Raw genomic sequence first — 22475 nt, 5'->3', positions numbered from 1 at the left:
AAAGTATAAAAAATATGGCACGCACACAATCAAATATGCTTCCGTTAGGTACAAAAGCTCCCGATTTTAAATTAGTAAACACTGTTGATGACACTATAATTTCTTTAAACGAAGCAAAAGGTCTCAAGGGTACGTTGGTTATGTTTATTTGTAATCATTGTCCGTTTGTAATTCATGTAAATGCACAACTATCACAATTAGCAAAAGATTATGTTTCTAAAGGCATTAATTGCATCGCTATTTCTAGTAATGATGTTGATAATTACCCTCAAGATGGCCCTAAGTTTATGAAGCAGTTTGCCATAGATAATGATTATATATTTCCTTATTTATATGACCAAACGCAAGATGTAGCAAAAGCATATAATGCTGCTTGTACTCCAGATTTCTTTGTGTTTGATGGTAATTTAAAATTAGTTTACAGAGGACAACTGGATGACTCAAGACCAGGAAACGATATCGCACTCACCGGAACAGATATTCGTACAACCTTTGATCATATTTTAAATAACAAGCCAATTTCCGAAGACCAAAAACCTAGCATTGGTTGCAATATAAAATGGAAATAGGAAATGAAAAATACTTTTTACAGTGTATTATTTATAGGTGTAATGTTTCTGTCATGTGATCCATTAACTGTTGAATAAAAGGATTAAGATGTAGATATGTATCGCGATAATTATAACTGTACCTGTAATGCGTCTTTCGGCTTTTAAAGGTAGATTATCAATAAATAATAAAATCCTGCCTGAATACACAGACAGGATTTTACCCCTAACTAAACTAAATTTTAAATCTTAATGCGTCCGCTTAACTACTACATTAAGATTACCTACTTATGATTAAGAAACTATAATTAGTTTCTATCTGGTTTATATACGTGCTGTTTTATAGGTTTGGATTACGAGAACTGAAAAAAAGTTATATTTTTTTCGCTTCTTCCCAATAAACGTCCATTTCTTCTAGTGTCATGGCAGATAAATCTTTTTTTAAATCTTTAGATTTTTGTTCTAAATACTGAAAACGTTTAATAAATTTTTTATTAGTTCGTTCTAATGCGCTTTCTGGATCTATGTTTAAAAAGCGTGCATAATTAATCATTGAAAATAGAACGTCTCCAAATTCACTTTCTATATTATCTTTATTGTTTGCCTCAACCTCTACTTGTAATTCTCCAAGCTCTTCTTGCACTTTTTCAAATACTTGGTGAGGTTCTTCCCAATCAAACCCTACGCCTGCTACTTTATCTTGAATTCTATTGGCTTTAACCATTGCTGGCAAACTTTTAGGTACACCTTCTAAAACGCTCTTTTTACCTTTGCCTTCTTTAAGTTTTATTTGCTCCCAGTTTCTTTTGACGTCGGCTTCATCTTTAACCGTTACATTTCCGTAGATATGAGGATGACGATGTATAAGTTTATCACAAATACTGTTGCAAACATCTGCGATATCAAAGGCGTTTTTCTCACTACCAATTTTTGAATAAAATACGATATGAAGTAAAACATCACCTAGTTCGTTTTTTATTTCCTGCAAATCATTATCTAAGATAGCATCACCAAGTTCATAAACTTCTTCAATAGTTAAATGACGAAGGGTTTGAAGGGTTTGCTTTTTATCCCAAGGGCATTGCTCGCGCAACTCATCCATAATAACGAGTAAGCGCTCAAAGGCTTTTAATTGTTGTGTTTTATTAGACATAGTATCTCTTTAAAACTCAAAAATACGATGGTTTCACTCAGATAGAAATTCTAAGCAACAATTAATATGAACAATCTATTAACGAGGTTATTCTTCTTCGTTTGTAGAATCGGTTTTATCCTCATCTAAAGCACCAAGCATATCATGTTTTTGAAGTAAATTGTACCATTGCACAATTTTTTTAATATCACTTGCATACACGCGATCTTCGTCATAATCTGGTAATACTTCAAAGAAAAATTCTTCTAATTTATCTTTAGAATCTTTGTGACTAATTGATGTTTGATTAGCGTTTTCTTTAGTTCTAATTTTTTTCAAAACCTCCCTAAGTGGTAACTCTTCGGTTAATGTATACACAGCTATTTCACTTAATACACTAATATTACTATGAATATTCACAGAGGTCTTTTTTTGATCAATTAAAGATTCTACAACAAAACCATTACGAGTTTGTGTCACAATTTTATATAATCCTGGTTTTCCAGAAATGGAAAGTATTTTATCTAATGTCATAATTTATGTATATCTATTAGCGTTTTTTCTTCATTAAAGGAAAACGCATTCTGTAGTCTACTTTTATTTTTCCTTTGGAAATATTAGTTAATTTCCCTTTTATCAATCGTTTTTTGAGTGACGATAGTTTATCGGTAAATAATACACCTTCAATATGATCATATTCATGTTGAACCACTCTTGCAATTAAACCATCATAAACCTCGGTATGGGTATCAAAATTCTCATCCTGATATTTGATCGTTATTTTTGGTTGTCTAAACACATCTTCTCTCACATCTGGTATACTCAAACAGCCTTCATTAAAAGCCCATTCATCACCTTCTTCTTGTAAAATTTCGGCATTGATAAACGTACGTTGAAAATTTTTAAGTTGCTCTTGTTCTTCTTCGGTAAACACTTCATCTTCAGCAAAAGGTGCTGTATCTACAAGAAACAAACGAATTGGCAATCCTATTTGAGGTGCCGCCAAACCAACACCAAAAGCACCATACATGGTTTCTTTCATGTTTTCTAAAAGGGCATCTAGATTAGGATAATCTTTTGTAATAGGCGCTGCTTTTTTTCTCAAAACAGGGTCGCCATAAGCAACTACTGGTAATATCATTATATTGTAATTTTCGGGTGCAAAAATACGATTCTTCTTCTTATTTAAGAATTTTTAAGACGGATTTAAGATGGATTTTGCAAATATGTCTGTAATATAATTGTTGCGCTAATCTCATCTATTAAGGCTTTATTTTGTCGTTGTTTTTTTTTGAGTCCACTATCAATCATCGTTTGAAACGCCATTTTAGATGTAAAGCGTTCATCAACACGTTTTATTGGTATTTGCGGAATCGCTTTTTCTAAGCTTATTAAAAATTTAGCGATAGACGCTTCACTTTCAGAGGCTTCATTATTCATTTGTTTTGGTTCTCCAACGACAAATAATTCTACGTTTTCTTCGGAAATATACTGTTTTAAGAACACGATCAACTCCTTAGTGTTAACTGTTGTCAAGCCTGAAGCTATAATCTGTAGCTCGTCTGTGACTGCTATACCTGTTCGTTTTGTACCGTAATCTAATGCTAAAACTCTCGCCATACTACAAAGTTAATTCTTATTAATTGAGTTACCCATCTTAATGCAACAAAAAAAACTCTTCTTTAAAAACTAAAGAAGAGTTTCAAAATAATCAACTATCAATTAATAACATGAAATTGCCTACCCTCTACCTTAAACAATTCATGATATATTTTTTAAGACACGATAGTTTTTAATAAGTCACATTTCAGAAGAAAAACATTTAAATTAATACAAAAAAGCCTTTCTTGAGGTTAAGAAAGACTTTTTTTTGAATTGCATTTATATTAATGCAGGAGGTATAAGGCATTCTCTAATTTACTGTCAACTACACATTTAGACACCTCAACATGTAACAGGTCACATTTTATTTTAAGCGTTAATTTTAAAAAGAAAACCCTCCTAAGGGATAGGAGGGTTTTACAAAAATTAGCTATTAATTATTAAAGCATCCAAGTATTAGTTTAGGGAAAATACTCGGTAAATAATAATTCACACTAATAAGACACCTCTTTTATGGATAGGTCACATTATTTTTTATTTTTTTATTTATTCTGAATTTACTCAACAAAATTATAGGCTTATATTTGTACAAATAGCAGATATAAAATACAATGAAACAACTACAAAACATTATAGAAGGCGCTTGGGATGATAGATCTTTATTAACAGATCAACTCACTATTGATAGTATTAGAAGCGTTATAGATTTATTAGACGAAGGTACTTTAAGAGTTGCTGAGCCCACAGTTGATGGTTGGCAAGTTAACGAATGGGTAAAAAAAGCAGTTGTATTATATTTCCCTATTCAAAAAATGGAAACTCTAGAAGCTGGTATTTTTGAGTATCATGATAAAATTCCTTTAAAACGTGATTATCAAAAAAGAGGTATACGAGTGGTACCAAATGCTGTAGCTCGTCATGGTGCTTATATTTCTTCTGGTACAATTTTAATGCCTAGTTATGTAAATATTGGTGCCTATGTTGATGAAGGCACTATGGTTGATACTTGGGCAACTGTTGGTAGCTGTGCACAAATTGGCAAAAACGTACATCTCTCTGGTGGTGTTGGTATTGGTGGTGTTTTAGAACCTTTACAAGCTGCTCCAGTGATTATTGAAGATGGTGCATTTATTGGGTCACGTTGTATTGTCGTAGAAGGTGTTCATGTTGAAAAAGAAGCTGTTTTAGGTGCTAATGTAGTGTTAACCATGAGTACAAAAATTATTGATGTTACAGGTGAAGAACCTATTGAAATGAAAGGTAGAGTTCCTGCACGATCAGTAGTTATTCCTGGCAGTTATACCAAAAAATTTGCTGCAGGTGAATACCAAGTACCATGTGCACTAATTATAGGTAAACGTAAAGAAAGCACGAATAAGAAAACGTCGCTTAATGATGCGTTGCGTGAGTATGATGTTGCGGTTTAAAAATTAGTAAGCAGTATTAAGTTGGCCATATAAACTTAAGCCTAAAAACCTTAGACTGAAGATTCAAAATAATGAAAATCTTAATCATACAACAAAAAATGATTGGTGACGTGCTCACCACAAGTATCTTGTTTGAAGCGCTTAAAGCCGAACACCCAGATGCTGAGCTGCATTATGTGATTAATTCACATACGTTTCCTGTGGTTGAGAATAATCCATTTATAGATCAGTTTTTATTTATCACTCCAGAAATAGAAGACAGTAAATCTAAATTTCTCACGTTTTTAAAGGCAATAAAAAAAGAAAAATATGATGCTGTTATTGATGTCTACTCTAAATTTTCTAGTAATCTAATTACCAAGTTTTCGGGAGCAAAAATTAAAATTTCTAAGAAAAAATGGTACACGTCTCATTATTATACGCATACTTTTATCGAGGCTAAAACACCAAAAACAAATGCTGGTTTAGCGGTAGAGAATAGATTACAAATGTTACAACCTTTGTGTGAAATCATACCACAGCGTATAAAACCTAAAGTGTACCTAAAGCCTCAAGAAATTGAAAATGCTAAATTGCTTTTAACTCGTTCTAAAATTAATTTAGAGCAACCATTATATATGATTAGCGTATTAGGAAGTGGTGACAATAAAACCTATCCTTTGTCGCACATGGCAGATATTATTGATGCTATTGTTGAGGAAACTAACGGACAAATTTTATTTAATTATATTCCAAAACAAGCGCACGAAGCCAAAACGGTTTATAATTTTTGTAAAGCCGAAACCAAACAACACATTTACTTTGATGTGTTTGGAAAAAGCTTACGCGAATTTCTAGCAATAACGCACCATTGTACAGCTTTAATTGGTAATGAAGGTGGTGCTGTTAACATGGCAAAAGCTTTAGATGTCCCAACATTTACAATTTTCTCTCCATGGATATTAAAAGAAGCCTGGAGTATGTTTGAAGACAACAAGAAAAATGTGTCTGTGCATTTAAAAGATTTTCAGCCCGATTTATTTATAGATAAGAAGACCAAGGTTTTAAAATCAAACCAAAAGTCTCTTTACGAACAGTTATCTCCACATTATTTTATGGATCAACTCATTGTTTTTTTAAACAATAACATCTCCTCGATCTCTTAATGCTTTAATATAATCTCGCTGTTCATCTAATGATACTAGTTTTGCTTTTTCAAAACGACGCTCATTTTTTTTCTTTGCAAAATAACCCAAATAATCAGCGAAAGGTAAAAAATCCCGATGCCCAATTCCATCTACAATAATTAATCTTACCGATCCATCTTTAAAACGTTTGCAACAAATGTTGCGAGCTCTCAAATCTGAAGCAAATACCTTGTGAGTAATCATTTGTTGCTTTAAACGATTTAGTTCTTTCAAAAACACATTGTCTGAGATTGGAGACGGTTTCATTTCTAAATATTGCCTCAATACTTTAGACGTTTGTTGAGACTCCTCATCTTTTATTAGATCATAAACAAAACCTACACCTTTATTCGTTTCAATTTCTCCATGATATTTTGCATAAAAAGGATATTCAAATTTTGAGACGTCTTTACGTTTTATCTTATTATAATAAATAATTTCCTTATAAAGATGTTTAACATCGACCTCTGGCTTACCAATTTTAACACATAAATCACTGTCATTAGGATGTTGATACACCACTCTTGCCAATCCTTCAGAAATGTAAAGCTTATCTTCTAAAATTATCATATCGTATTTAAGGTATTTATTCCAAAAGGCGTTTTAGTGACGTTTTCATTTTTAGTCGTTGCTCTAATTGCTTTATTTTTTTCAATCATTTCGGGTTTCACATATCCTCTTTCATGATCTAAATGCAAACAAATAGCTGAGTAGCGCACTTGTTTTGCTTTAATTCCTGCATTAAACAAACGCTCACCAAGTTCTCTATCTTCACCTCCATATTGCATACGCTCATCATAACCGTTAGCTGCAATAATATCTTTTTTAAAACCAGAAGCATTATGTCCATTCCACGTTGCAGTAGTTGGAGTAAGCGCATTAAGCAATTTTTGCTTTACTCCTTTTGCTGTGATTTTATTATTTTTAAATGACGATTTGAGTCCGTGAGATTGCAACCAATTTATATCAAAACAACGTTGCGTTTTTATATCTTCTTCGGAAATGAGCTCACTTATATTCATGGGTAATTTAAAATATCCGCCAGATAAAAAATAACCTACTTCTCTCCTATTAATATGAACTTGCAAAAAATCTGCTCGAGCCATACAATCACCATCTGTATACACTAAGTAATCACCTTTTGCAGCTACAGTTGCTTTATTAAGAATGATGGTTTTTTGAAACCCATTGTCTTCATGCCAAATATGTTGGATGGGATAACTCACTTCAGTTGTCATGGTTTCAATCAAGTTTTTAGTGTCTTGACCTGAACCATCATCTGCAATAACAACTTCAAAATTTTTGAATGTTTGCTGGTCAAAACTCCACAAAACTTTTTGTAACCACATTGGGCTATTATAAGTACTAATAATTACAGATGTATCGATAGTTTTCATGAGTATGTTGTACCGTTTTTATAAAGAGGTCACTTGTAACATCTACATAAAAATTAGAATTTATATTAAACCCTAGATATGGATGTTTCATTGGGTCAAAAATAGTTATTTTTACGCAGATTCTTAACGTCAAATTTGAAAACCAATAAGAGTAACATATCTGCTTTAATGATTACCTTCAATGAAATAAAACACATTGAAGAGGTAATTAGTAACCTCTCGTTTGCTGACGAAATCATTGTTATAGACTCCTATAGTACCGATGGTACTTATGAGCAATTATCCAAAATGGATAACGTAACCGTTATATCACGTCAGTTTAAAAATTTCGCAGACCAACGTAACTACGCTATCGAGCAAGCTAATTGTGAATGGATTTTCTTTATTGATGCTGATGAGCGCTTAACCCAAGCCTCTCAATTAGAGATAGTCGCATCTGTAAAACACAATAACGGTATTGACGCTTTTAAATTTCCGAGGAAATTCATGTTTAATGATAAAATGATGCGTTTTAGCGGATTGCAAACCGATCAAGTATTTAGATTGTTTAAAAAGGGAGTCACTAAATATCGAGACGATAAATTGGTGCACGAATTATTAGATTTTAAAGGCGAATTTAAGATCTTAAAACATGATATGTTGCATTATTCATTTAGTGATTATGACGCTTACAAACGAAAAACAGAGCATTATGGCTTATTAAAAGCTCAAGAATTATTAAAAAAGGGCACACGACCTAATTGGTTTCACTTTTATTTTAAACCAGCATATAAGTTTTTAACTAATTATGTTTTTAGATTAGGTTTTTTAGATGGAAAAGAAGGCTACACCATTTGCGCTCTTAATGCATATGGTGTTTTTTATAGATATAAGGCTTTAAAAAACTTACTTGCGTCTCCAAAATAGCAGTTTATTTTTTAAACGTCGTCGTCGCCAATAACGATGTTGGAAGTCCATTGTTTCTTTCCACATTAAATTAAATACGACTTCAGGATCTTTACCAATACATTTGGCATACTCATCACTCATCACTCTAACCATCGACTCATGAGTGGTTAATTTTGCAAAGTTTTTAATTCGTGTTTCAAAGTCTAATAATTTAAACTCCATGCGATTTAAATCTACGAGATAAAACTCATAATTATTATCAACTTTTTTAATTAAGGTATTGCCTGGTGAGTGGTCTAAAAAATGAACTTTTTTCTCATGCATTTTAAAGGTAAACCTCGTAAATGCTCTTAAAATTTCTTCGTGATTAGGATAATCAAAGTTTTTTGTAAGTTCTCTATAGGTTATTTCACAATCTAACTGCTCACTTATATAATAGCTTTTCTTGAATAAAAATGGCGTTGTATATTCATAGTAGCCAATAGGTTCTGGCGTTCCTATATCTAAACTTTTAAGCCATTTTCCATATTCAAAAGAGCGTTGCGCTTTACTTTTTCTAAAAAAACGATATGCAATTTGATTCACTAGGTTTGGGATTCTAAATGATTTGACATTTAGGGTTTTGTCACCAAGTTTAAACAGCTTTAATGAGTTTCTATCTTGATTACCAAAATCTTCGCCTTTAGTATCATAGTTAGTAATGATATCATCTAAAAAGGCTTCGTTTGGCTTATATAACTCGTGTATATCTTTAGTTCTATTCATTTAGGTATTTATCAATTCCGTTGTTACACCATACAATCTTGTTATTGATGGTTTCAGATTGGATTCTTGTATTTTGAGTGACTCGCTTTTTAGAAAATTCGTTATGCCATATATGAAATATGATACCTCTAAATTTTAATCGTTTGCCATACACATGGTTATTTACCATTCTAATCACAAACTCGGTATCTTCTTTTCCCCAACCAGTAATATCTTCATTATAACCATTAACATCAATATAATCTTGTCTCCAATACGAAAGATTACAGCCTCTAACCTTTTTAGACAAATAATCTTGTCGTTTATAACGTTTACCTAAAATAGGTAAATACAAGCTTCTTCCTCTTTTGGTTAATGCCTTTGAAAAAAATGAAAAATCGATGGTTTTAAATTGATAAAGTTTAGGTACGCAAAATGCTTTTAAGCTTACTCTACAACCAAACAAGTATGTATTTCTCTCAATTGCAGACACATGATCATAAATAAATTTTTTATGCATTATACAATCACCATCTATTTGTATAATATAATCTCCTTTAGCTTGAGCAACTGCTTTATTTAAAATTAATGATTTTTGAAATCCGTTATCTTCATGCCACAAATACCTTAAATCTGTAGGGAAATCTTTTTGAAACTGCTCTACCAACATCTTAGTTTCATGTGTTGAACCATCATCTGCTATGATAACTTCATCAGGAAAAAGGGTTTGTCGTTTAACTGCTAGCAACACTAACTCTAAGGCTTCAGGCCAATTATAAGTTGGTATAATAAGAGTTGTACTTACTTTTTTTGACATCAATAAAAGTTTGATTTCGTAAAATTAATTTCTAAGACAAAAATAGTTATATTTTTGTATTCTAAATTTATATATATAAATGAAGTCTAAAGGATTATTTGTAATAACTTCGGTGTATCACATTCTATTATCTATCCTTTTAATAGAAGAACGAAAACTTAAAAACAACACACTTGTTATTGTTGAAATCACACCTGATATTGAGACACTTATTGATGGCCTCAAAAAAACGCCGTGGTTTGACCATGTTATATTAATGGTTGGTAGACAGCAGCAAAAAAAATTAGCAGGAAAACTAACTTATACCTTAAATAGAAAAAAAATAGTTGAACTTATAGATCAACAAAACCATAGTTTAAATAGTATTAAATCAAACGATACGAGCTTTGATATTTATATATGCTCACCCGATTCGGCAAAAAATTATTTTATCTACAAATATCCAGATCATAATAAATTTATGATTGAAGATGGCCTTAAAACCTACGTTACTCCTGCTCCAAAACTATCAAAAAAAATTACGAGCAAACTTGTTAATCGTCCGTTAGTAAATGGCTTTGACAATAGAATATCAAAAGTTTTTGCGACCAATCCCGAACAACTACCACAAGAATTAAAGATAAAATCAGAACAACTTAATTGGAAACAAACGCTAGCAAATCTAGATTTAGAGAAGTTAAATACGCTTTCACTAGCCTTTTTGCCTACAACTAATTTAAGTGAGAATAGCCTATTTCCGTTAGAAAAAACAAAAAGCATTATTATTACACAAACTTTAAATGAAGATGGTGTTGTTGACAATGAATCGATTAAACTAGAGCTTTACAAAGGCTTTGTAAAACAAGCAGAAACAGACTTAATTTACATTAAACCACATCCAAGAGAAATCACCAATTATGAAACCGTTTTTAATAATGATAAACGAATAATTGTGCTCCCAAAACTGTTTCCTGCAGAATTATTAAATCTACTTCCTAATCTCCAATTTGAAAAAGCATTCACTGCGTTTTCAACAGCCATTGACAACTTAGAGAACGTAGACACAAAAATCAACCTTGGTCATGCCTATTTTAAAAAATAACATGGCTATTCCCATAATATAAACCTCATACTAGTGATGAAACACGATATTGATAATGCCATACAAACTTTAAAACAAGGCGGACTGATACTTTACCCAACCGACACGGTTTGGGGAATTGGTTGTGACGCAACCAACTACGAAGCCGTAAAAAAAGTATATAAACTAAAACAACGTACAGATTCTAAAGCATTAATTTGCCTAGTTAACAACTATGCGATGCTAGAAAAACATGTAGATAATGTGCCTAATATGGCTTACACAATTTTAGATATTGCCGATAAACCAACTACCATTATTTATGACGATCCTGCAGGTGTTGCCGAAAATTTAATTGCAAATGATAACACATTAGCCATTCGTGTGATTAAAAATACCTTTTGCGAAAAGCTAATCAAGTATTTTAAAAAACCCATCGTTTCAACTTCTGCTAATATTAGTGGACAACCCACGCCTAAATCATTCAAAGAAATAAGTGAAGAGATTTTAAAAGGTGTGGACTATGTCGTAAATTTGCAAAACGAAAAAAATCAATCTAAACCCTCAACAATTATTAAATTAAGTAATTCTGGAATGGTGAAGATTATACGAGAATAACAGCGTTTTGCCACGAACTTGTGTCACAACAAGTAGATACACAAATACAAATGTCCAATACAAATTACAAGCAAGCCCTAAAAAACGACATCTTCAAAATCATCTCTAAATCTGCAAAAGAAATAGGTGTTGATAGCTACGTTATTGGTGGCTTTGTTAGAGATTTTATTTTAAATCGTGGTGATCATAAAGATATAGATATTGTTGCCATTGGAAGCGGTATTGCACTCGCTAAACAAGTTGCTAAAAACCTACCAAACCAACCCAAAGTACAAGTATTTAAAACCTACGGAACTGCCATGTTAGTCTATAACGACATGGATATTGAATTTGTAGGTGCACGTAAAGAATCGTATAATGAAAATAGTAGAAATCCAGTTGTAGAAAATGGAACACTACAAGACGATCAAAACCGTAGAGATTTCTCGATTAATGCTATGGCTTTAAATTTATCTGAAGATGACTTCGGAAATTTGCTAGACCCATTTAATGGTATCCAAGATTTAGAGCTTAAAATCATTCGCACACCTTTAGATCCAGATATCACCTATAGCGATGATCCTTTACGAATGATGCGTGCTATTCGTTTTGCAACACAACTCAATTTTACAATTGAAGCCGAATCTTTAAAAGCCATTTCTCGTAATAATGATCGCATAAAAATAATCACTAAAGAGCGTATTGTAGTAGAACTCAACAAAATTCTCGCAAGTGATAAGCCTTCTATAGGATTTTTACATTTAGAAAAAACTGGACTTTTAAAACACATTATGCCAGAGCTTACTGCGCTCAAAGGCATTGACGAAGTTGAAGGTCAAACTCACAAAGATAATTTTTATCACACCCTCGAAGTTGTTGATAATATTGCTAGAAACACAGATAATGTTTGGTTACGTTGGGCAGCTTTATTACATGATATTGGTAAAGCACCAACTAAAAAATTTAGTAAAAAAGTAGGCTGGACTTTTCATGCGCATGAGTTTGAAGGCGCAAAAATGGTATATCATTTATTTAAAAGATTAAAAATGCCCTTAAATGACAAAATGAAATTTGTTCAAAAAATGGTATTTATGAGTTCGCGACCAATTGTATTGGCTCAAGATTTGGTGACTGACTCTGCTGTGCGACGACTGGTTTTTGATGCTGGTGATTATGTAGAAGATTTAATGGTACTGTGTGAAGCAGATATCACCACAAAAAATCCAAGAAAATTTAATAAATATCATAACAATTTTAAAATTGTTCGTCAAAAAATTGATGAGGTAGAAGCACGTGATCATATTAGAAATTTTCAACCTCCAATTTCTGGTGAAGAAATTATGACCACTTTTAATTTAAAACCATCACGAGAAATTGGTCAAATTAAAGAAACCATTAAAGAGGCTATTTTAGAAGGAGATATACCAAATGAGTACGATGCTGCTTATCAATTGATGCTTAAAGAAGGTAAAAAACTAGGTTTAACTATTAAAGCGTAACACAATTTGAAATTAAGATTCCTTTTTTTATTAATAACAACAGGTACTTTATTCTCATGTAAAAGCTCACAATTTATTTACGAGAATGGACTCCAAAAAATAGAGTTAGTGTCTCCACATGAAATCACTCTAGATGATGGTGTAACCGAAACTAAAGCAACCTTAAAACTAACAAACATCAATCCTAATAAAGTGACTATAATTGGTGTTGGTGTACGATTAAATAAAAAATCTATTAATGGTGAGCTTATGCATTTAACCATTAAAACTAGAGCAGATTACTACAAAGGGCAAGAAAATTACGAGCTTAAGGTAAGTTATAAGAACGATGGAGAAACACACCATCATAAATTTGAAATACCCTTAACTAGAGTTAGTAAATAGTTATAAAAATTAATGTCATTATATGATTAAAATCATAAGAACCAACTCAAAAAATAAAGACTTTAGCAGTTTGGTTAAAGATTTAGATGCGTATTTAAAAATGACCGATGGTGATGAACACGATTTCTATAACCAATTTAATAACATAGACGTTTTAAACCATGTGGTTCTCATGTACGTAGACAACAAACCTGCTGGCTGTGGCGCATTTAAAGCTTTTAACAATACAAGTGTAGAAATTAAACGAATGTATGTTACTCCTGCAATGCGTGGTACTGGTATTGCTTCGGAAATTTTAAGAGCTTTAGAGTTTTGGGCTCAAGAATTAAATTTTAAGTCCTGCGTTCTCGAAACAGGAATTCGTCAAAAAGCTGCAGTTGCATTTTACAAAAAGAGTAACTATGAAATCATCCCAAATTATGGTCAATATATTGATATGGACAATAGTTTGTGTTTTAAAAAAGACATTTAAACCATGCAAAAAGCATTTAGAAAATCGGCCAAAGTTGCATTAGTATTAGTTTATTTAGTAATTATTGCAGGAGCTGTTGTGCGTATGACAGGTTCTGGTATGGGTTGTCCAGACTGGCCAAAATGCTTTGGCTATTATATTCCACCAACAGATATTTCCGAATTACAATTTAAACCCAACCACGATTACAAAAAAGGAATTGTGATTATAAAAGATGAAGCGTTACTGGTTGCTTCACAAGATTTTAGTTCTTCAAAAACATTAAATATCAACAATTGGGAAGCTTATACAAAACATGATTATGCTGCGTTTAACCCAACACATACTTGGGTAGAATACATTAACAGGCTAACTGGTGCGTTATCAGGAATTCCTATTTTAATTTTTACTATAATTTCATTTTGGTTATGGCGAAAAAACAAATGGCTAACCATTTTATCTATTGCTACTGTTTTTGGAATGGCGTTTCAGGCTTGGTTAGGCAAAACCGTTGTAGATTCTAACTTAGCACCTTTTAAAATAACGGTTCATATGGTGATGGCTATGGTTATTGTAGCTATGATTTTGTATTTAATTTATGCATCAAAAACAGCCCATAGACAACAAATATTTGATGCCAAATTTAGAAACGTTATGCTAATTGCAATACTTTTAACTTTAGTTCAAGTTGTGTTAGGTACACAAGTAAGACAGCATATTGATGAACGTGTTAAAGATATTGGATACATTAAATCGATGTGGTTAGACAACCCAACATTGCAATTTTATGTGCATCGTACGTTTTCTGTTTTAGTACTGGTTATTAATGCTTGGTTATATTTCCGAAGTAAAAAATTAAATTTAGGATATACTAAGAGTATGCTTGTAATGGTATGCATTCTTGCTGAGGTTATAACTGGTATTGCCATGTATTATTTAGATTTTCCGTTTTTATCACAACCGTTGCATTTGGTTATTGCTTTGGTGTTATTTGGGATTCAGTTTTATATCTATTTAGAAAGTCGTCACAAAAAAGCACTTCTAACATAAAACTTTATTTGTACTTTAGTAGTATCTTTGCAATCTTAATTTTTGAACATGATTTACAGATTTAGAGTTATCCTTGACAATGATACCGAAGACGATATTTTTAGAGATATCGAAATTCGTGAAACCGATTCTTTAGAAGACTTACACAATGCTATTACTCAATCTTTTGGGTTTGACGGACTAGAAATGGCATCATTTTATGTGAGTAATGAAGATTGGGATCAAGGGGAAGAAATCTCAATGTTTGATGTGAGTGAAGGGCATAATGACGCTAGAACGATGAGTGAAACACCACTCAATACAATTCTTGATACTACGCAAACCAAACTCATTTATGTGTATGACTTTATGAGTATGTGGACATTTTTAGTAGAGCTTGCCGAAATTGTTGAAGTCTCTGAAGGTACAGATTACCCTAACTTGATGTTTGTTCACGGACAAATACCAGACTCTGCTCCAGAAAAAAGTTTTGAAGTCGAAAATCTTAACGATGACGAATTTAACGAGTTTGATGACGATATTGATGTTGATGATTACAGCGATCTCGATTTTGACGAAAACTGGAACTAAGCATCTTAATTTTACTCGATCACTTATTTAAAGTAGCATAATGACTGACTTTTGGTTTTATTTAAAAGAAGGTATCAATCATATTTTAGACTTTGATGGTCTAGACCATTTCTATTTTATCATTTCATTTTGTATTCTGTTTTCTTTTAAAGACTGGAAAAAAATTGTTGGTTTGGTCACTGCTTTTACGCTTGGCCATTGCATCACTTTATTCTTATCAGGTTTAGAATTAGTCACTATAAATGCAGATACTGTAGAACTACTCATCCCAATTACCATTTTACTCAGTTGTATAAATAATTTTTATTTTATTCTGAAGGATAAGCAAACCAAACAACAACTCACTATTACATATATCATTTTGCTAGTCTTTGGGCTCATCCACGGTTTAGGATTTTCTAATTACATTAAAATGATGCTTTTTGATGGAGAATCTATAGTTTTACCGCTTTTAGGGTTTAATGTTGGTATTGAATTGGCGCAGTTGTTGATTGTTACTGGATTGCTAGCTGTAATCTCAATACTTCAATTGGTTTTGAAATCGAATATAAAATGGGTGAAATTTGCAGTTAATACAATTATCTTTTTGTTGGTTTTGAAGATGATTTTTAGCTAAACACTAACCTCATCAAGAAAAACCATCCATATTTATCCCGTCATAATTACGCTTTACAAAACCGAGTGCATTTCTTAGAACCTGACCCATATTTTTGCTTTTTCTAAATTCTAGATCTAACGTATAATTATAAATTTGTTCCTTTAGTAATTCAATGTTGTCTGTATTAGAAATAGTATCGGCTTGCATGCAGTCTAACAACTCGCCTATTCTATCTTGAAAACTTCGCATACGACGCACAATAATAGAGCGCTCTTCAATTTTATATTGATCTACAGATTCTTTTTGAATTTTCTCTCTAACCAATTCCACCATTTTAAAATTCTCCTTAAAAAATTGCGGTCTGTAAATGTTCAACTTTCCTTCGTAAGATTGTTGATCAAAATCTATGGCTCTAATTTTAAAAACTACATGATCAAAATCGTGTGTAGGTACAATCACATAATTGTAAGAACGCATATCTCCCAAAAGTCTAATCATACAACGCTCATTAAATTTTACAAACTCTTTTGCTATTTGTGATTTTTCTGATGAATTACACTCAGGCAACATGGTTTTTATAAATTCATCTCCAGGAATTCCTGCAATATGCTCTTCTATAATTGTATTTTTATAAACTAAAAAATTTAGGTTATAAGGCGAAAGCATGTGCTCTAATTCTAGCCCATAAACACGAGAAGCATCGGCTTTTTTAACATAGAAATAGGTATAATTATCATTGAGAATGTTTCGCACTTTAATTCTAAAAGGCTTGGTATTACCAAACGTACAGAAATCTATAGCATCAATATTTAGATACTTAAAAATGGTTTCGTTACCATCAGATATTAAATTAGAATACACACGTTTGAGACTCAAATCTATTTCTTCGCGTTCAAACTCATTATAATACACACGAACCCAAAGCGTATCTTCATCATTTTTGTCATAAACCACTATAGAACCTTGAAATCGTAATAAATCGTCATAAAAAATGGGAAGCCTAAAGTTTCGATTATAAGCTTTTAAATAGTTATACAGTTTATCGTTTATGGGATAAGTAGGTTTCTTTTTTGATATCTTTAAATCGTCCATAGTATTAATTGAGCTCTAATTTACTATTTTCAAAATTACTTTGTAACAATATTTCTATTTGTTCGTCGTATTTGTAATCAACCACTGCGGATTCCTTTTTTCCGTAGAAAAAATCAATCAAATTTTGGAACCAATTTTAACCATTAATAATCTTACCAAAAAATTTGGATACCTCACTGCTGTTAAAGATTTGTCGTTTACTATCAACAAAGGCAACGTTTACGGTATTTTAGGACCAAACGGAAGTGGGAAGTCAACAACACTAGGTATTGTTTTAAACGTTGTCAATAAAACCGAAGGAAATTTTCATTGGTTTGATGGCAGTATCTCAACGCATAACGCACTTAAAAAAGTAGGTGCTATTATTGAACGACCAAATTTTTACCCATACATGACTGCAGAACAAAACTTAAAGTTAGTGTGCAGAATTAAAGGTGTGAATCTCAGTAAAATCAATGAAAAATTAGAAATTGTTGGACTCTTAGACCGTAAAGATCATAAATTCAAAACCTATTCTTTGGGTATGAAACAACGTTTAGCCATCGCATCTGCATTGTTAAATGATCCCGAAATTTTAATTCTAGATGAACCTACAAATGGTCTCGATCCTCAAGGGATTCATCAAATTAGAAAAATAATCAAAGATATTGCGAGCACTGGAACAACCATCCTTTTGGCATCTCACCTACTCGACGAAGTTGAAAAAGTGTGCTCTCATGTTGTTGTATTGCGTAAAGGCGAGAAATTGTATGCTGGCCGTGTAGATGAAATGATCTCAAGTCATGGCTTTTTTGAATTGAAGGCAGAACAACATAATGAGCTTAAAACGCTTTTAGAGAATCATGCTTCCTTCGGAAATATAAAGGTTGAAGATCAGCTAATCACTGCATTTTTAAACGAACCAATGGATGCACCAACATTTAATAAGCTCATGTTTACAGAAGGGATTATCCTTTCTCATCTCGTGAAACGTAAAGAAAGTTTAGAAGAACAATTCTTGCAATTAACAGATAATACAGAAGCTTAATCATCAAATCAACTTGCCTTTAACTAGTATAAAGGTAAAAAAATCAACCACCATGTTAAGATTATTACAACTAGAACTTCAAAAATTACTGCTTAATAGAGCGAGTAAGGTTCTTATATTTATATCATTTATTTTACCTTTTTTCATCATTTTATTGTCATCCATACGATTTAATGTCTTTAACTATTTTACGTTAGAAGTAGGTCATTATGGCGTTTTTAATTTTCCGATTGTATGGCATATCATGACTTTTTTTGCCTCCTACTTCAAACTCTTTTTTGCCATTGTTGTGGTGAGTATGATTGGTAATGAATATAGTAACAAAACCATTAAACAAAACCTCATTGACGGTTTGAGTAAGAAAGAATTTATTCTCTCTAAATTTTATACAATTGTCTTCTTTTCGGCATTATCAACATTATTGATTTTTATAATTTGTATGCTCGTTGGTTTATTTTATTCAAGTATTGATGAAGTACATTTAATATTTAGAGATATTGAATATCTACTTGCCTATTTTGTAAAGCTTGTTGGTTTTTTCAGTTTATGTTTATTTTTAGGGGTATTGGTTAAACGATCGGCTTTTGCTTTGGCATTCTTATTTGTATTATTTCTTTTAGAATGGATTATATATGGTGTTTTAGCTTGGAAAATCGATGAAGGCATTGCTACAAAAATCCAGAATTTTTTCCCATTAAAATCAATATATAAGCTTATAGACCAACCGTTTCAACGTATTGCTATATCTAAAGCGCCTAATGGTCAAGACTTTTTATATGATTTTGCTGTGCATTGGTATGAATTTGCAATCGTCATAGCTTGGACTGCCTTATTTATCTTTTTATCGTATAGATTATTAAAGAAGCGAGATTTGTAATATCTTTAGTGACTTAGTGCTATGAAAAAGAACTTAATTGGTTGGTTAAAATTTCAGAATAAAACCTAGGAATTTTAAGCAATCAATTGTTCTATTCATGAAGTTATTAAAACGTGCTAAGCTAATTGCGATGATTACATGAAAAAAAAATCCCTCTTACTTTTTGCAACACTATTTTGTGTTGCTTTCTCTTTTGCACAACAAGAAGCGTCCTATTGGTTTTTTGGACAAAACGCAGGACTACGTTTTAATGCTGGAAACGGAACCGTTACGGCAATCACAGACGGACAATTAAACACCTTAGAAGGTTGTACTTCTATTTCAGACACCAATGGAAATTTACTGTTTTACTCTGATGGTAGAACCGTCTGGAATGCCAATCACAACCCAATGGCAAATGCGAGTGAAGCGTTTGGCACAGGTTTAAAAGGAGACGATTCTAGTACTTCGTCTGGTTTAATAGTGCCAAAACCACAAGATCCAGACTCCTATTATATTTTTACTGTAGATGAACCTCATCATATTAATCCGTCTCCTCCAACAACAGCAGATGATGGCTTAAATAATGGATTAATGTATTCTTTGGTAGATATTACTTTAGATGGTGGTTTAGGTGATGTTGTTGCTACCGAAAAAAATGTTCCGTTAGTCACTTATGACCCTACAGATCCGGCTGAGGAACGCTTTAAATGCTCAGAAAAAATTACAGCCGTTAAAGCAGATGATTGTTCTTCATTTTGGGTAATTACCCATTTTGTGAATAAATATTATGCTTTTAAAATAGATATCAATGGTGTACAAACAACACCTGTCATTTCAACTGTGGGACCAGAGGTTCCTGTAGCTGGATATCGTAGAAATGCTCTTGGTTACCTTAAAGCCTCTCCAGATGGTACTAAATTAGCAGTAGCTCATTTTGGATTTGCAATTACCGAAGGTGGCGACTCTGGAGGAGGCGTGTATTTAATGGATTTTGATAATGACACAGGTGTTGTTTCTAACTCGGTAGAATTGTATGGCCCTAATGAGAATGATAGCCCTTATGGTGTTGAGTTTTCTTCGGAAAACAGAAAAGTCTATGCAACCGTTGGCGTTGGAATTGGTGGTAATAATCAAGGAAGTAGCCTTTTTCAATGGGATTTAGAAAGTACAGATATATTTGGTTCTAGAAATGAAATTGATTTTTCTAGCTCACTAACTGCAGGAGCTCTTCAATTAGGATTAGATAAACGCATTTATAGAGCGCAAATGGTTTTTCCTAATTTCCCTAACACTGGAAGTTTTATAGGTATCATTAATAATCCTGAATTAACAGGAACAGCAGTTAATTATGATGAAAACGGCATTTTATTAGATGTCAATGGTGGATTTCAAAATGTAAGCCGAATAGGTTTACCGCCTTTTATACAATCATTATTTAACTCGCAAATAGATATCATTCAAAACGGAATTAGTACGACTGAGCTTAAATTGTGTACAGGTGATTCTTATACTTTAATTGCTGAAGAAGTTCCTGGAGCAACTTATGCCTGGACTAAAGATGATGTTGTATTAGCAGAAACCACCTTTGAGTTGGATATTGATAGCCCAGGGTTTTACGAGGTTTATATTGAACCTAATAATGGTGAATGCCCTATTGAAGGAGAAGCTGTTGTTGGTGTATTTGATATACCAACTGCAACACAACCTCAAAATATGGTAAATTGTGATGCTACGGAAACATCTGTTTTTGACCTTACTCTTCAAGATTTAGACATTCTTGATACACAAGACCCAACCCAATACACAGTACATTATTATACATCGCAAGAGGATGCAGATGATGATATGAACGAGATTATTGGTGATTTTACTTCCGAAGAAAACCCTCAAACCATTTACGCTCGTGTAGATAATAATGACAATCCCAATTGTTTTGCAACAACATCATTTACAGTAACGGTTTTTCTTACTCCTGCAATAAACACTTTAGACGATATTACAATTTGTGATACCGATTTTACTGCCAATAGTATGGATGGTTTAACGACTTTAGAGTTAGATACTCAAAACGCAGGAATTCTAGGGACTCAAGATCCATCATTGTATACCATAACATATCATCCAACGCAGGAAGATGCTAACGATAACACCAGTGCTTTCGCAAACTCTTATACTAATACAGAAGCTTATACCGAAGAAATTTTTGTACGAATAGAAAATAATGCTAATACCGATTGTTTCTCTACAAGTTCATTTATTTTAACGGTTAATGATGCTCCTGAAGCTATTGATTCATTGCTCATACAATGTGACGAAGACGGTATTCCTGAAGGTTTCACCAACTTTGATCTCAATCAAGCTTTTGATGATATTACAGGTGGTGCTGCAAATAGAACTATACAGTTTTATGTTTCACTAGAAGATCTAGAAAACGATGAAGACGAGCTGAATGCAGATGCGTTTGAGAATTATTTTGATCCGCATATTATTTACGCTTTAGTTACCAATACTGAAACCGGCTGTACTAATATTGCTGAATTAACTCTACAAGCAAGTTCTACATCTTCTAACGACACCAGTTTAGAAGCTTGTGACGATGATGGCACTGAAGATGGATTTACAAACTTTAATCTAAACGATACTTTAGATGCTATACTCTTCGGAATTGATCCAGATTTAGAGGTTACATTCTACGAATCCTATAATGATGCCTTACTAGAAGACAATGCTTTAGGATCTAATTTCACAAACACTACAGCTTATAACCAAACTATTTATGCTCGTGTTGAAAACATGAATGCTTGTTTTGGCATTAGTGAGATTGAGCTCACCGTATTTGAGCTACCTAATATTGTGATTCTAGAAGACCTATATTATTGTTTAAACTCATTTCCGCAGACCATTACATTAACAGGTGGTTTGATAGACGATTTTGATACACCTAACAATTACTATTATGAGTGGTCTACTGGTGAAGATGAATTTGAGATTCAAGTCAATGAACCTGGAACGTACACTGTGAGAGTCACGTCTACAGATGGTTGTTTTAAAGACAGAACGATTAATGTATTAGCCTCTGATACTGCAACATTAGACATTCAAGTTACAGATGCGACTTCAAATAATATAATTACAGTTTTTGCATCAGGAGATGGTATGTATCAATATGCTTTAGATGATCCCGAAGGTCCTTACCAAGACAGTAATATTTTTGAAGATGTGAGTTTTGGATTTCATACGGTTTATGTTCGAGATATTGAAAATGATTGTGGTATTGTAGATGAGATTGTTTCGGTTATTGGGTTCCCTAAATATTTCACTCCAAATGGAGACGAGTTTAATCCTACGTGGCAAGTTAAAGGGATTTCTAGTGATTTCCAACCTAATTCTCAAGTGCTCATTTTTGATCGTTTTGGTAAATTATTAGCAGAAATTGATCCTCTTGGCCCTGGATGGAATGGAACTTTTAATGGTTTTAATATGCCTGCAAGTGATTATTGGTTCGTAGTTACCCTAGAAGACGGTCGAGTGTTTAAAAGTCATTTTGCTTTAATACGTTAAGCCTAT

24 protein-coding genes are annotated in these 22475 nt (G+C 32.6%); 15 read left to right on the top strand and 9 right to left on the bottom strand.

Translation table 11 applies throughout. The features are described from left to right. The first annotated feature begins 14 nt into the window (after nucleotides 1–14). A complete protein-coding gene (locus tag TD29_RS07460; protein ID WP_040279861.1) occupies nucleotides 15–569 on the top strand; it encodes a thioredoxin family protein in 555 nt (184 codons plus the stop codon). Between the two features lie 352 nt (nucleotides 570–921). Here the strand turns inward: TD29_RS07460 and mazG are convergent, their stop codons facing one another. From mazG to ruvX, 4 genes are all read right to left on the bottom strand, one after another. After that, nucleotides 922–1701 carry a nucleoside triphosphate pyrophosphohydrolase gene (gene mazG, locus TD29_RS07455; RefSeq protein ID WP_040279860.1) on the bottom strand — a complete coding sequence of 260 codons (780 nt, stop codon included), beginning with the start codon at nucleotides 1699–1701 and terminating at the stop codon, nucleotides 922–924. Between the two features lie 87 nt (nucleotides 1702–1788). Then, nucleotides 1789–2214, bottom strand: a complete 426-nt coding sequence (locus TD29_RS07450; protein ID WP_040279859.1) for a DUF5606 family protein — start codon at nucleotides 2212–2214, stop codon at nucleotides 1789–1791. A gap of 16 nt (nucleotides 2215–2230) precedes the next feature. Beyond that, the gene (def, locus tag TD29_RS07445) at nucleotides 2231–2821 is read right to left on the bottom strand and encodes a peptide deformylase (protein WP_040279858.1); all 591 of its coding nucleotides are present in this window, start codon (nucleotides 2819–2821) and stop codon (nucleotides 2231–2233) included. Between the two features lie 65 nt (nucleotides 2822–2886). After that, nucleotides 2887–3300, bottom strand: a complete 414-nt coding sequence (gene ruvX / locus TD29_RS07440) for a Holliday junction resolvase RuvX (RefSeq protein WP_040279857.1) — start codon at nucleotides 3298–3300, stop codon at nucleotides 2887–2889. 593 nt (nucleotides 3301–3893) lie between these two features. Here ruvX and TD29_RS07435 point away from each other — a divergent pair. Together TD29_RS07435 and TD29_RS07430 are read left to right on the top strand one after the other, a co-directional pair. Next, complete coding sequence (locus tag TD29_RS07435; protein ID WP_040279856.1) at nucleotides 3894–4709, top strand: 2,3,4,5-tetrahydropyridine-2,6-dicarboxylate N-succinyltransferase; 816 nt, start codon at nucleotides 3894–3896, stop codon at nucleotides 4707–4709. A gap of 71 nt (nucleotides 4710–4780) precedes the next feature. Continuing rightward, a complete protein-coding gene (locus TD29_RS07430; protein WP_040279855.1) occupies nucleotides 4781–5854 on the top strand; it encodes a glycosyltransferase family 9 protein in 1074 nt (357 codons plus the stop codon). Here the strand turns inward: TD29_RS07430 and TD29_RS07425 are convergent. Both TD29_RS07425 and TD29_RS07420 read right to left on the bottom strand, forming a co-directional pair. Then, the gene (locus TD29_RS07425; RefSeq protein ID WP_040279854.1) at nucleotides 5825–6445 is read right to left on the bottom strand and encodes a YrbL family protein; all 621 of its coding nucleotides are present in this window, start codon (nucleotides 6443–6445) and stop codon (nucleotides 5825–5827) included. The two genes, TD29_RS07430 and TD29_RS07425, sit on opposite strands and share 30 nt — an antisense overlap. Then, nucleotides 6442–7272 carry a glycosyltransferase family 2 protein gene (locus TD29_RS07420; RefSeq protein WP_040279853.1) on the bottom strand — a complete coding sequence of 277 codons (831 nt, stop codon included), beginning with the start codon at nucleotides 7270–7272 and terminating at the stop codon, nucleotides 6442–6444. Before TD29_RS07420 ends, TD29_RS07425 begins: the two co-directional genes overlap by 4 nt. 135 nt (nucleotides 7273–7407) lie before the next feature. On the opposite strand from TD29_RS07420, the gene TD29_RS07415 reads away from it, so the two are divergent. Continuing rightward, nucleotides 7408–8178, top strand: a complete 771-nt coding sequence (locus TD29_RS07415) for a glycosyltransferase family 2 protein (protein ID WP_040279852.1) — start codon at nucleotides 7408–7410, stop codon at nucleotides 8176–8178. Here TD29_RS07415 and TD29_RS07410 read toward each other — a convergent pair. Both TD29_RS07410 and TD29_RS07405 read right to left on the bottom strand, forming a co-directional pair. After that, nucleotides 8158–8925 (bottom strand): lipopolysaccharide kinase InaA family protein, encoded by a 768-nt coding sequence (locus TD29_RS07410; RefSeq protein WP_040279851.1) that lies wholly within the window; start codon nucleotides 8923–8925, stop codon nucleotides 8158–8160. The genes TD29_RS07415 and TD29_RS07410 overlap by 21 nt on opposite strands. After that, a complete protein-coding gene (locus TD29_RS07405) occupies nucleotides 8918–9721 on the bottom strand; it encodes a glycosyltransferase family 2 protein (RefSeq protein WP_040279850.1) in 804 nt (267 codons plus the stop codon). The genes TD29_RS07410 and TD29_RS07405 overlap by 8 nt, the downstream gene beginning before the upstream one ends. Before the next feature lie 79 nt (nucleotides 9722–9800). Between TD29_RS07405 and TD29_RS17845 the strand changes: the two genes are divergently transcribed. Genes TD29_RS17845 through TD29_RS07365 form a run of 8 tightly spaced genes read left to right on the top strand, consistent with a single transcriptional unit; the run spans nucleotide 9801 to nucleotide 15948 of the window. Then, the gene (locus tag TD29_RS17845) at nucleotides 9801–10802 is read left to right on the top strand and encodes a glycosyltransferase family 52 (RefSeq protein ID WP_052467019.1); all 1002 of its coding nucleotides are present in this window, start codon (nucleotides 9801–9803) and stop codon (nucleotides 10800–10802) included. Between the two features lie 36 nt (nucleotides 10803–10838). Further along, nucleotides 10839–11399 (top strand): L-threonylcarbamoyladenylate synthase, encoded by a 561-nt coding sequence (locus TD29_RS07395; protein WP_040279849.1) that lies wholly within the window; start codon nucleotides 10839–10841, stop codon nucleotides 11397–11399. Nucleotides 11400–11449: 50 nt separating this feature from the next. Then, nucleotides 11450–12877 carry a CCA tRNA nucleotidyltransferase gene (locus TD29_RS07390; protein ID WP_040279848.1) on the top strand — a complete coding sequence of 476 codons (1428 nt, stop codon included), beginning with the start codon at nucleotides 11450–11452 and terminating at the stop codon, nucleotides 12875–12877. A 6-nt stretch (nucleotides 12878–12883) separates the two neighbouring features. Continuing rightward, nucleotides 12884–13261: a hypothetical protein gene (locus TD29_RS07385; RefSeq protein WP_040279847.1), complete on the top strand. Its 378-nt coding sequence runs from the start codon at nucleotides 12884–12886 to the stop codon at nucleotides 13259–13261. 22 nt (nucleotides 13262–13283) lie between these two features. Beyond that, a complete protein-coding gene (locus TD29_RS07380; RefSeq protein WP_084203412.1) occupies nucleotides 13284–13733 on the top strand; it encodes a GNAT family N-acetyltransferase in 450 nt (149 codons plus the stop codon). Nucleotides 13734–13736: 3 nt separating this feature from the next. Further along, on the top strand, nucleotides 13737–14762 hold the full coding sequence (locus tag TD29_RS07375; RefSeq protein WP_040279846.1) for a COX15/CtaA family protein: 1026 nt from the start codon (nucleotides 13737–13739) through the stop codon (nucleotides 14760–14762). Nucleotides 14763–14810: 48 nt separating this feature from the next. Further along, entirely contained in the window at nucleotides 14811–15332 is a 522-nt protein-coding gene (locus tag TD29_RS07370; RefSeq protein ID WP_040279845.1) for an IS1096 element passenger TnpR family protein, read from the top strand. A gap of 40 nt (nucleotides 15333–15372) precedes the next feature. After that, entirely contained in the window at nucleotides 15373–15948 is a 576-nt protein-coding gene (locus TD29_RS07365) for a HupE/UreJ family protein (RefSeq protein WP_040279844.1), read from the top strand. 12 nt (nucleotides 15949–15960) lie between these two features. On the opposite strand, the gene TD29_RS07360 is transcribed toward TD29_RS07365, so the two are convergent. Then, the gene (locus tag TD29_RS07360; protein WP_040279843.1) at nucleotides 15961–17022 is read right to left on the bottom strand and encodes a hypothetical protein; all 1062 of its coding nucleotides are present in this window, start codon (nucleotides 17020–17022) and stop codon (nucleotides 15961–15963) included. A 124-nt stretch (nucleotides 17023–17146) separates the two neighbouring features. Here TD29_RS07360 and TD29_RS07355 point away from each other — a divergent pair, with 124 nt between their 5' ends. The 3 genes from TD29_RS07355 (at nucleotide 17147) to TD29_RS07345 (ending at nucleotide 22469) form a co-directional block, all read left to right on the top strand. Beyond that, nucleotides 17147–18049 carry an ABC transporter ATP-binding protein gene (locus TD29_RS07355; protein WP_040279842.1) on the top strand — a complete coding sequence of 301 codons (903 nt, stop codon included), beginning with the start codon at nucleotides 17147–17149 and terminating at the stop codon, nucleotides 18047–18049. A 52-nt stretch (nucleotides 18050–18101) separates the two neighbouring features. Beyond that, nucleotides 18102–18926, top strand: coding sequence for an ABC transporter permease (locus tag TD29_RS07350; RefSeq protein ID WP_040279841.1), 825 nt, complete (start codon nucleotides 18102–18104; stop codon nucleotides 18924–18926). 138 nt (nucleotides 18927–19064) lie between these two features. Further along, nucleotides 19065–22469, top strand: coding sequence for a T9SS type B sorting domain-containing protein (locus tag TD29_RS07345; protein WP_040279840.1), 3405 nt, complete (start codon nucleotides 19065–19067; stop codon nucleotides 22467–22469). The last annotated feature ends 6 nt before the right edge of the window (nucleotides 22470–22475 follow it).

Source organism: Psychroserpens damuponensis (genome assembly GCF_000826655.1).
Lineage (GTDB): Bacteria > Bacteroidota > Bacteroidia > Flavobacteriales > Flavobacteriaceae > Psychroserpens > Psychroserpens damuponensis.
The sequence above is the reverse complement of the archived record's forward strand: the minus strand, read 5'-3'. Positions and strand labels throughout refer to the sequence as shown.

Excerpts from the sequence above, each read along its gene's own strand:
- TD29_RS07460 (WP_040279861.1), top strand. The coding sequence starts at position 15 with ATGGCACGCACACAATCAAATATGCTTCCGTTAGGTACAAAAGCTCCC.
- mazG (WP_040279860.1), bottom strand. The coding sequence starts at position 1,701 with ATGTCTAATAAAACACAACAATTAAAAGCCTTTGAGCGCTTACTCGTT.
- TD29_RS07450 (WP_040279859.1), bottom strand. The coding sequence starts at position 2,214 with ATGACATTAGATAAAATACTTTCCATTTCTGGAAAACCAGGATTATAT.
- def (WP_040279858.1), bottom strand. The coding sequence starts at position 2,821 with ATGATATTACCAGTAGTTGCTTATGGCGACCCTGTTTTGAGAAAAAAA.
- ruvX (WP_040279857.1), bottom strand. The coding sequence starts at position 3,300 with ATGGCGAGAGTTTTAGCATTAGATTACGGTACAAAACGAACAGGTATA.
- TD29_RS07435 (WP_040279856.1), top strand. The coding sequence starts at position 3,894 with ATGAAACAACTACAAAACATTATAGAAGGCGCTTGGGATGATAGATCT.
- TD29_RS07430 (WP_040279855.1), top strand. The coding sequence starts at position 4,781 with ATGAAAATCTTAATCATACAACAAAAAATGATTGGTGACGTGCTCACC.
- TD29_RS07425 (WP_040279854.1), bottom strand. The coding sequence starts at position 6,445 with ATGATAATTTTAGAAGATAAGCTTTACATTTCTGAAGGATTGGCAAGA.
- TD29_RS07420 (WP_040279853.1), bottom strand. The coding sequence starts at position 7,272 with ATGAAAACTATCGATACATCTGTAATTATTAGTACTTATAATAGCCCA.
- TD29_RS07410 (WP_040279851.1), bottom strand. The coding sequence starts at position 8,925 with ATGAATAGAACTAAAGATATACACGAGTTATATAAGCCAAACGAAGCC.
- TD29_RS07405 (WP_040279850.1), bottom strand. The coding sequence starts at position 9,721 with ATGTCAAAAAAAGTAAGTACAACTCTTATTATACCAACTTATAATTGG.
- TD29_RS17845 (WP_052467019.1), top strand. The coding sequence starts at position 9,801 with ATGAAGTCTAAAGGATTATTTGTAATAACTTCGGTGTATCACATTCTA.
- TD29_RS07395 (WP_040279849.1), top strand. The coding sequence starts at position 10,839 with ATGAAACACGATATTGATAATGCCATACAAACTTTAAAACAAGGCGGA.
- TD29_RS07390 (WP_040279848.1), top strand. The coding sequence starts at position 11,450 with ATGTCCAATACAAATTACAAGCAAGCCCTAAAAAACGACATCTTCAAA.
- TD29_RS07380 (WP_084203412.1), top strand. The coding sequence starts at position 13,284 with ATGATTAAAATCATAAGAACCAACTCAAAAAATAAAGACTTTAGCAGT.
- TD29_RS07375 (WP_040279846.1), top strand. The coding sequence starts at position 13,737 with ATGCAAAAAGCATTTAGAAAATCGGCCAAAGTTGCATTAGTATTAGTT.
- TD29_RS07370 (WP_040279845.1), top strand. The coding sequence starts at position 14,811 with ATGATTTACAGATTTAGAGTTATCCTTGACAATGATACCGAAGACGAT.
- TD29_RS07365 (WP_040279844.1), top strand. The coding sequence starts at position 15,373 with ATGACTGACTTTTGGTTTTATTTAAAAGAAGGTATCAATCATATTTTA.
- TD29_RS07360 (WP_040279843.1), bottom strand. The coding sequence starts at position 17,022 with ATGGACGATTTAAAGATATCAAAAAAGAAACCTACTTATCCCATAAAC.
- TD29_RS07350 (WP_040279841.1), top strand. The coding sequence starts at position 18,102 with ATGTTAAGATTATTACAACTAGAACTTCAAAAATTACTGCTTAATAGA.
- TD29_RS07345 (WP_040279840.1), top strand. The coding sequence starts at position 19,065 with ATGAAAAAAAAATCCCTCTTACTTTTTGCAACACTATTTTGTGTTGCT.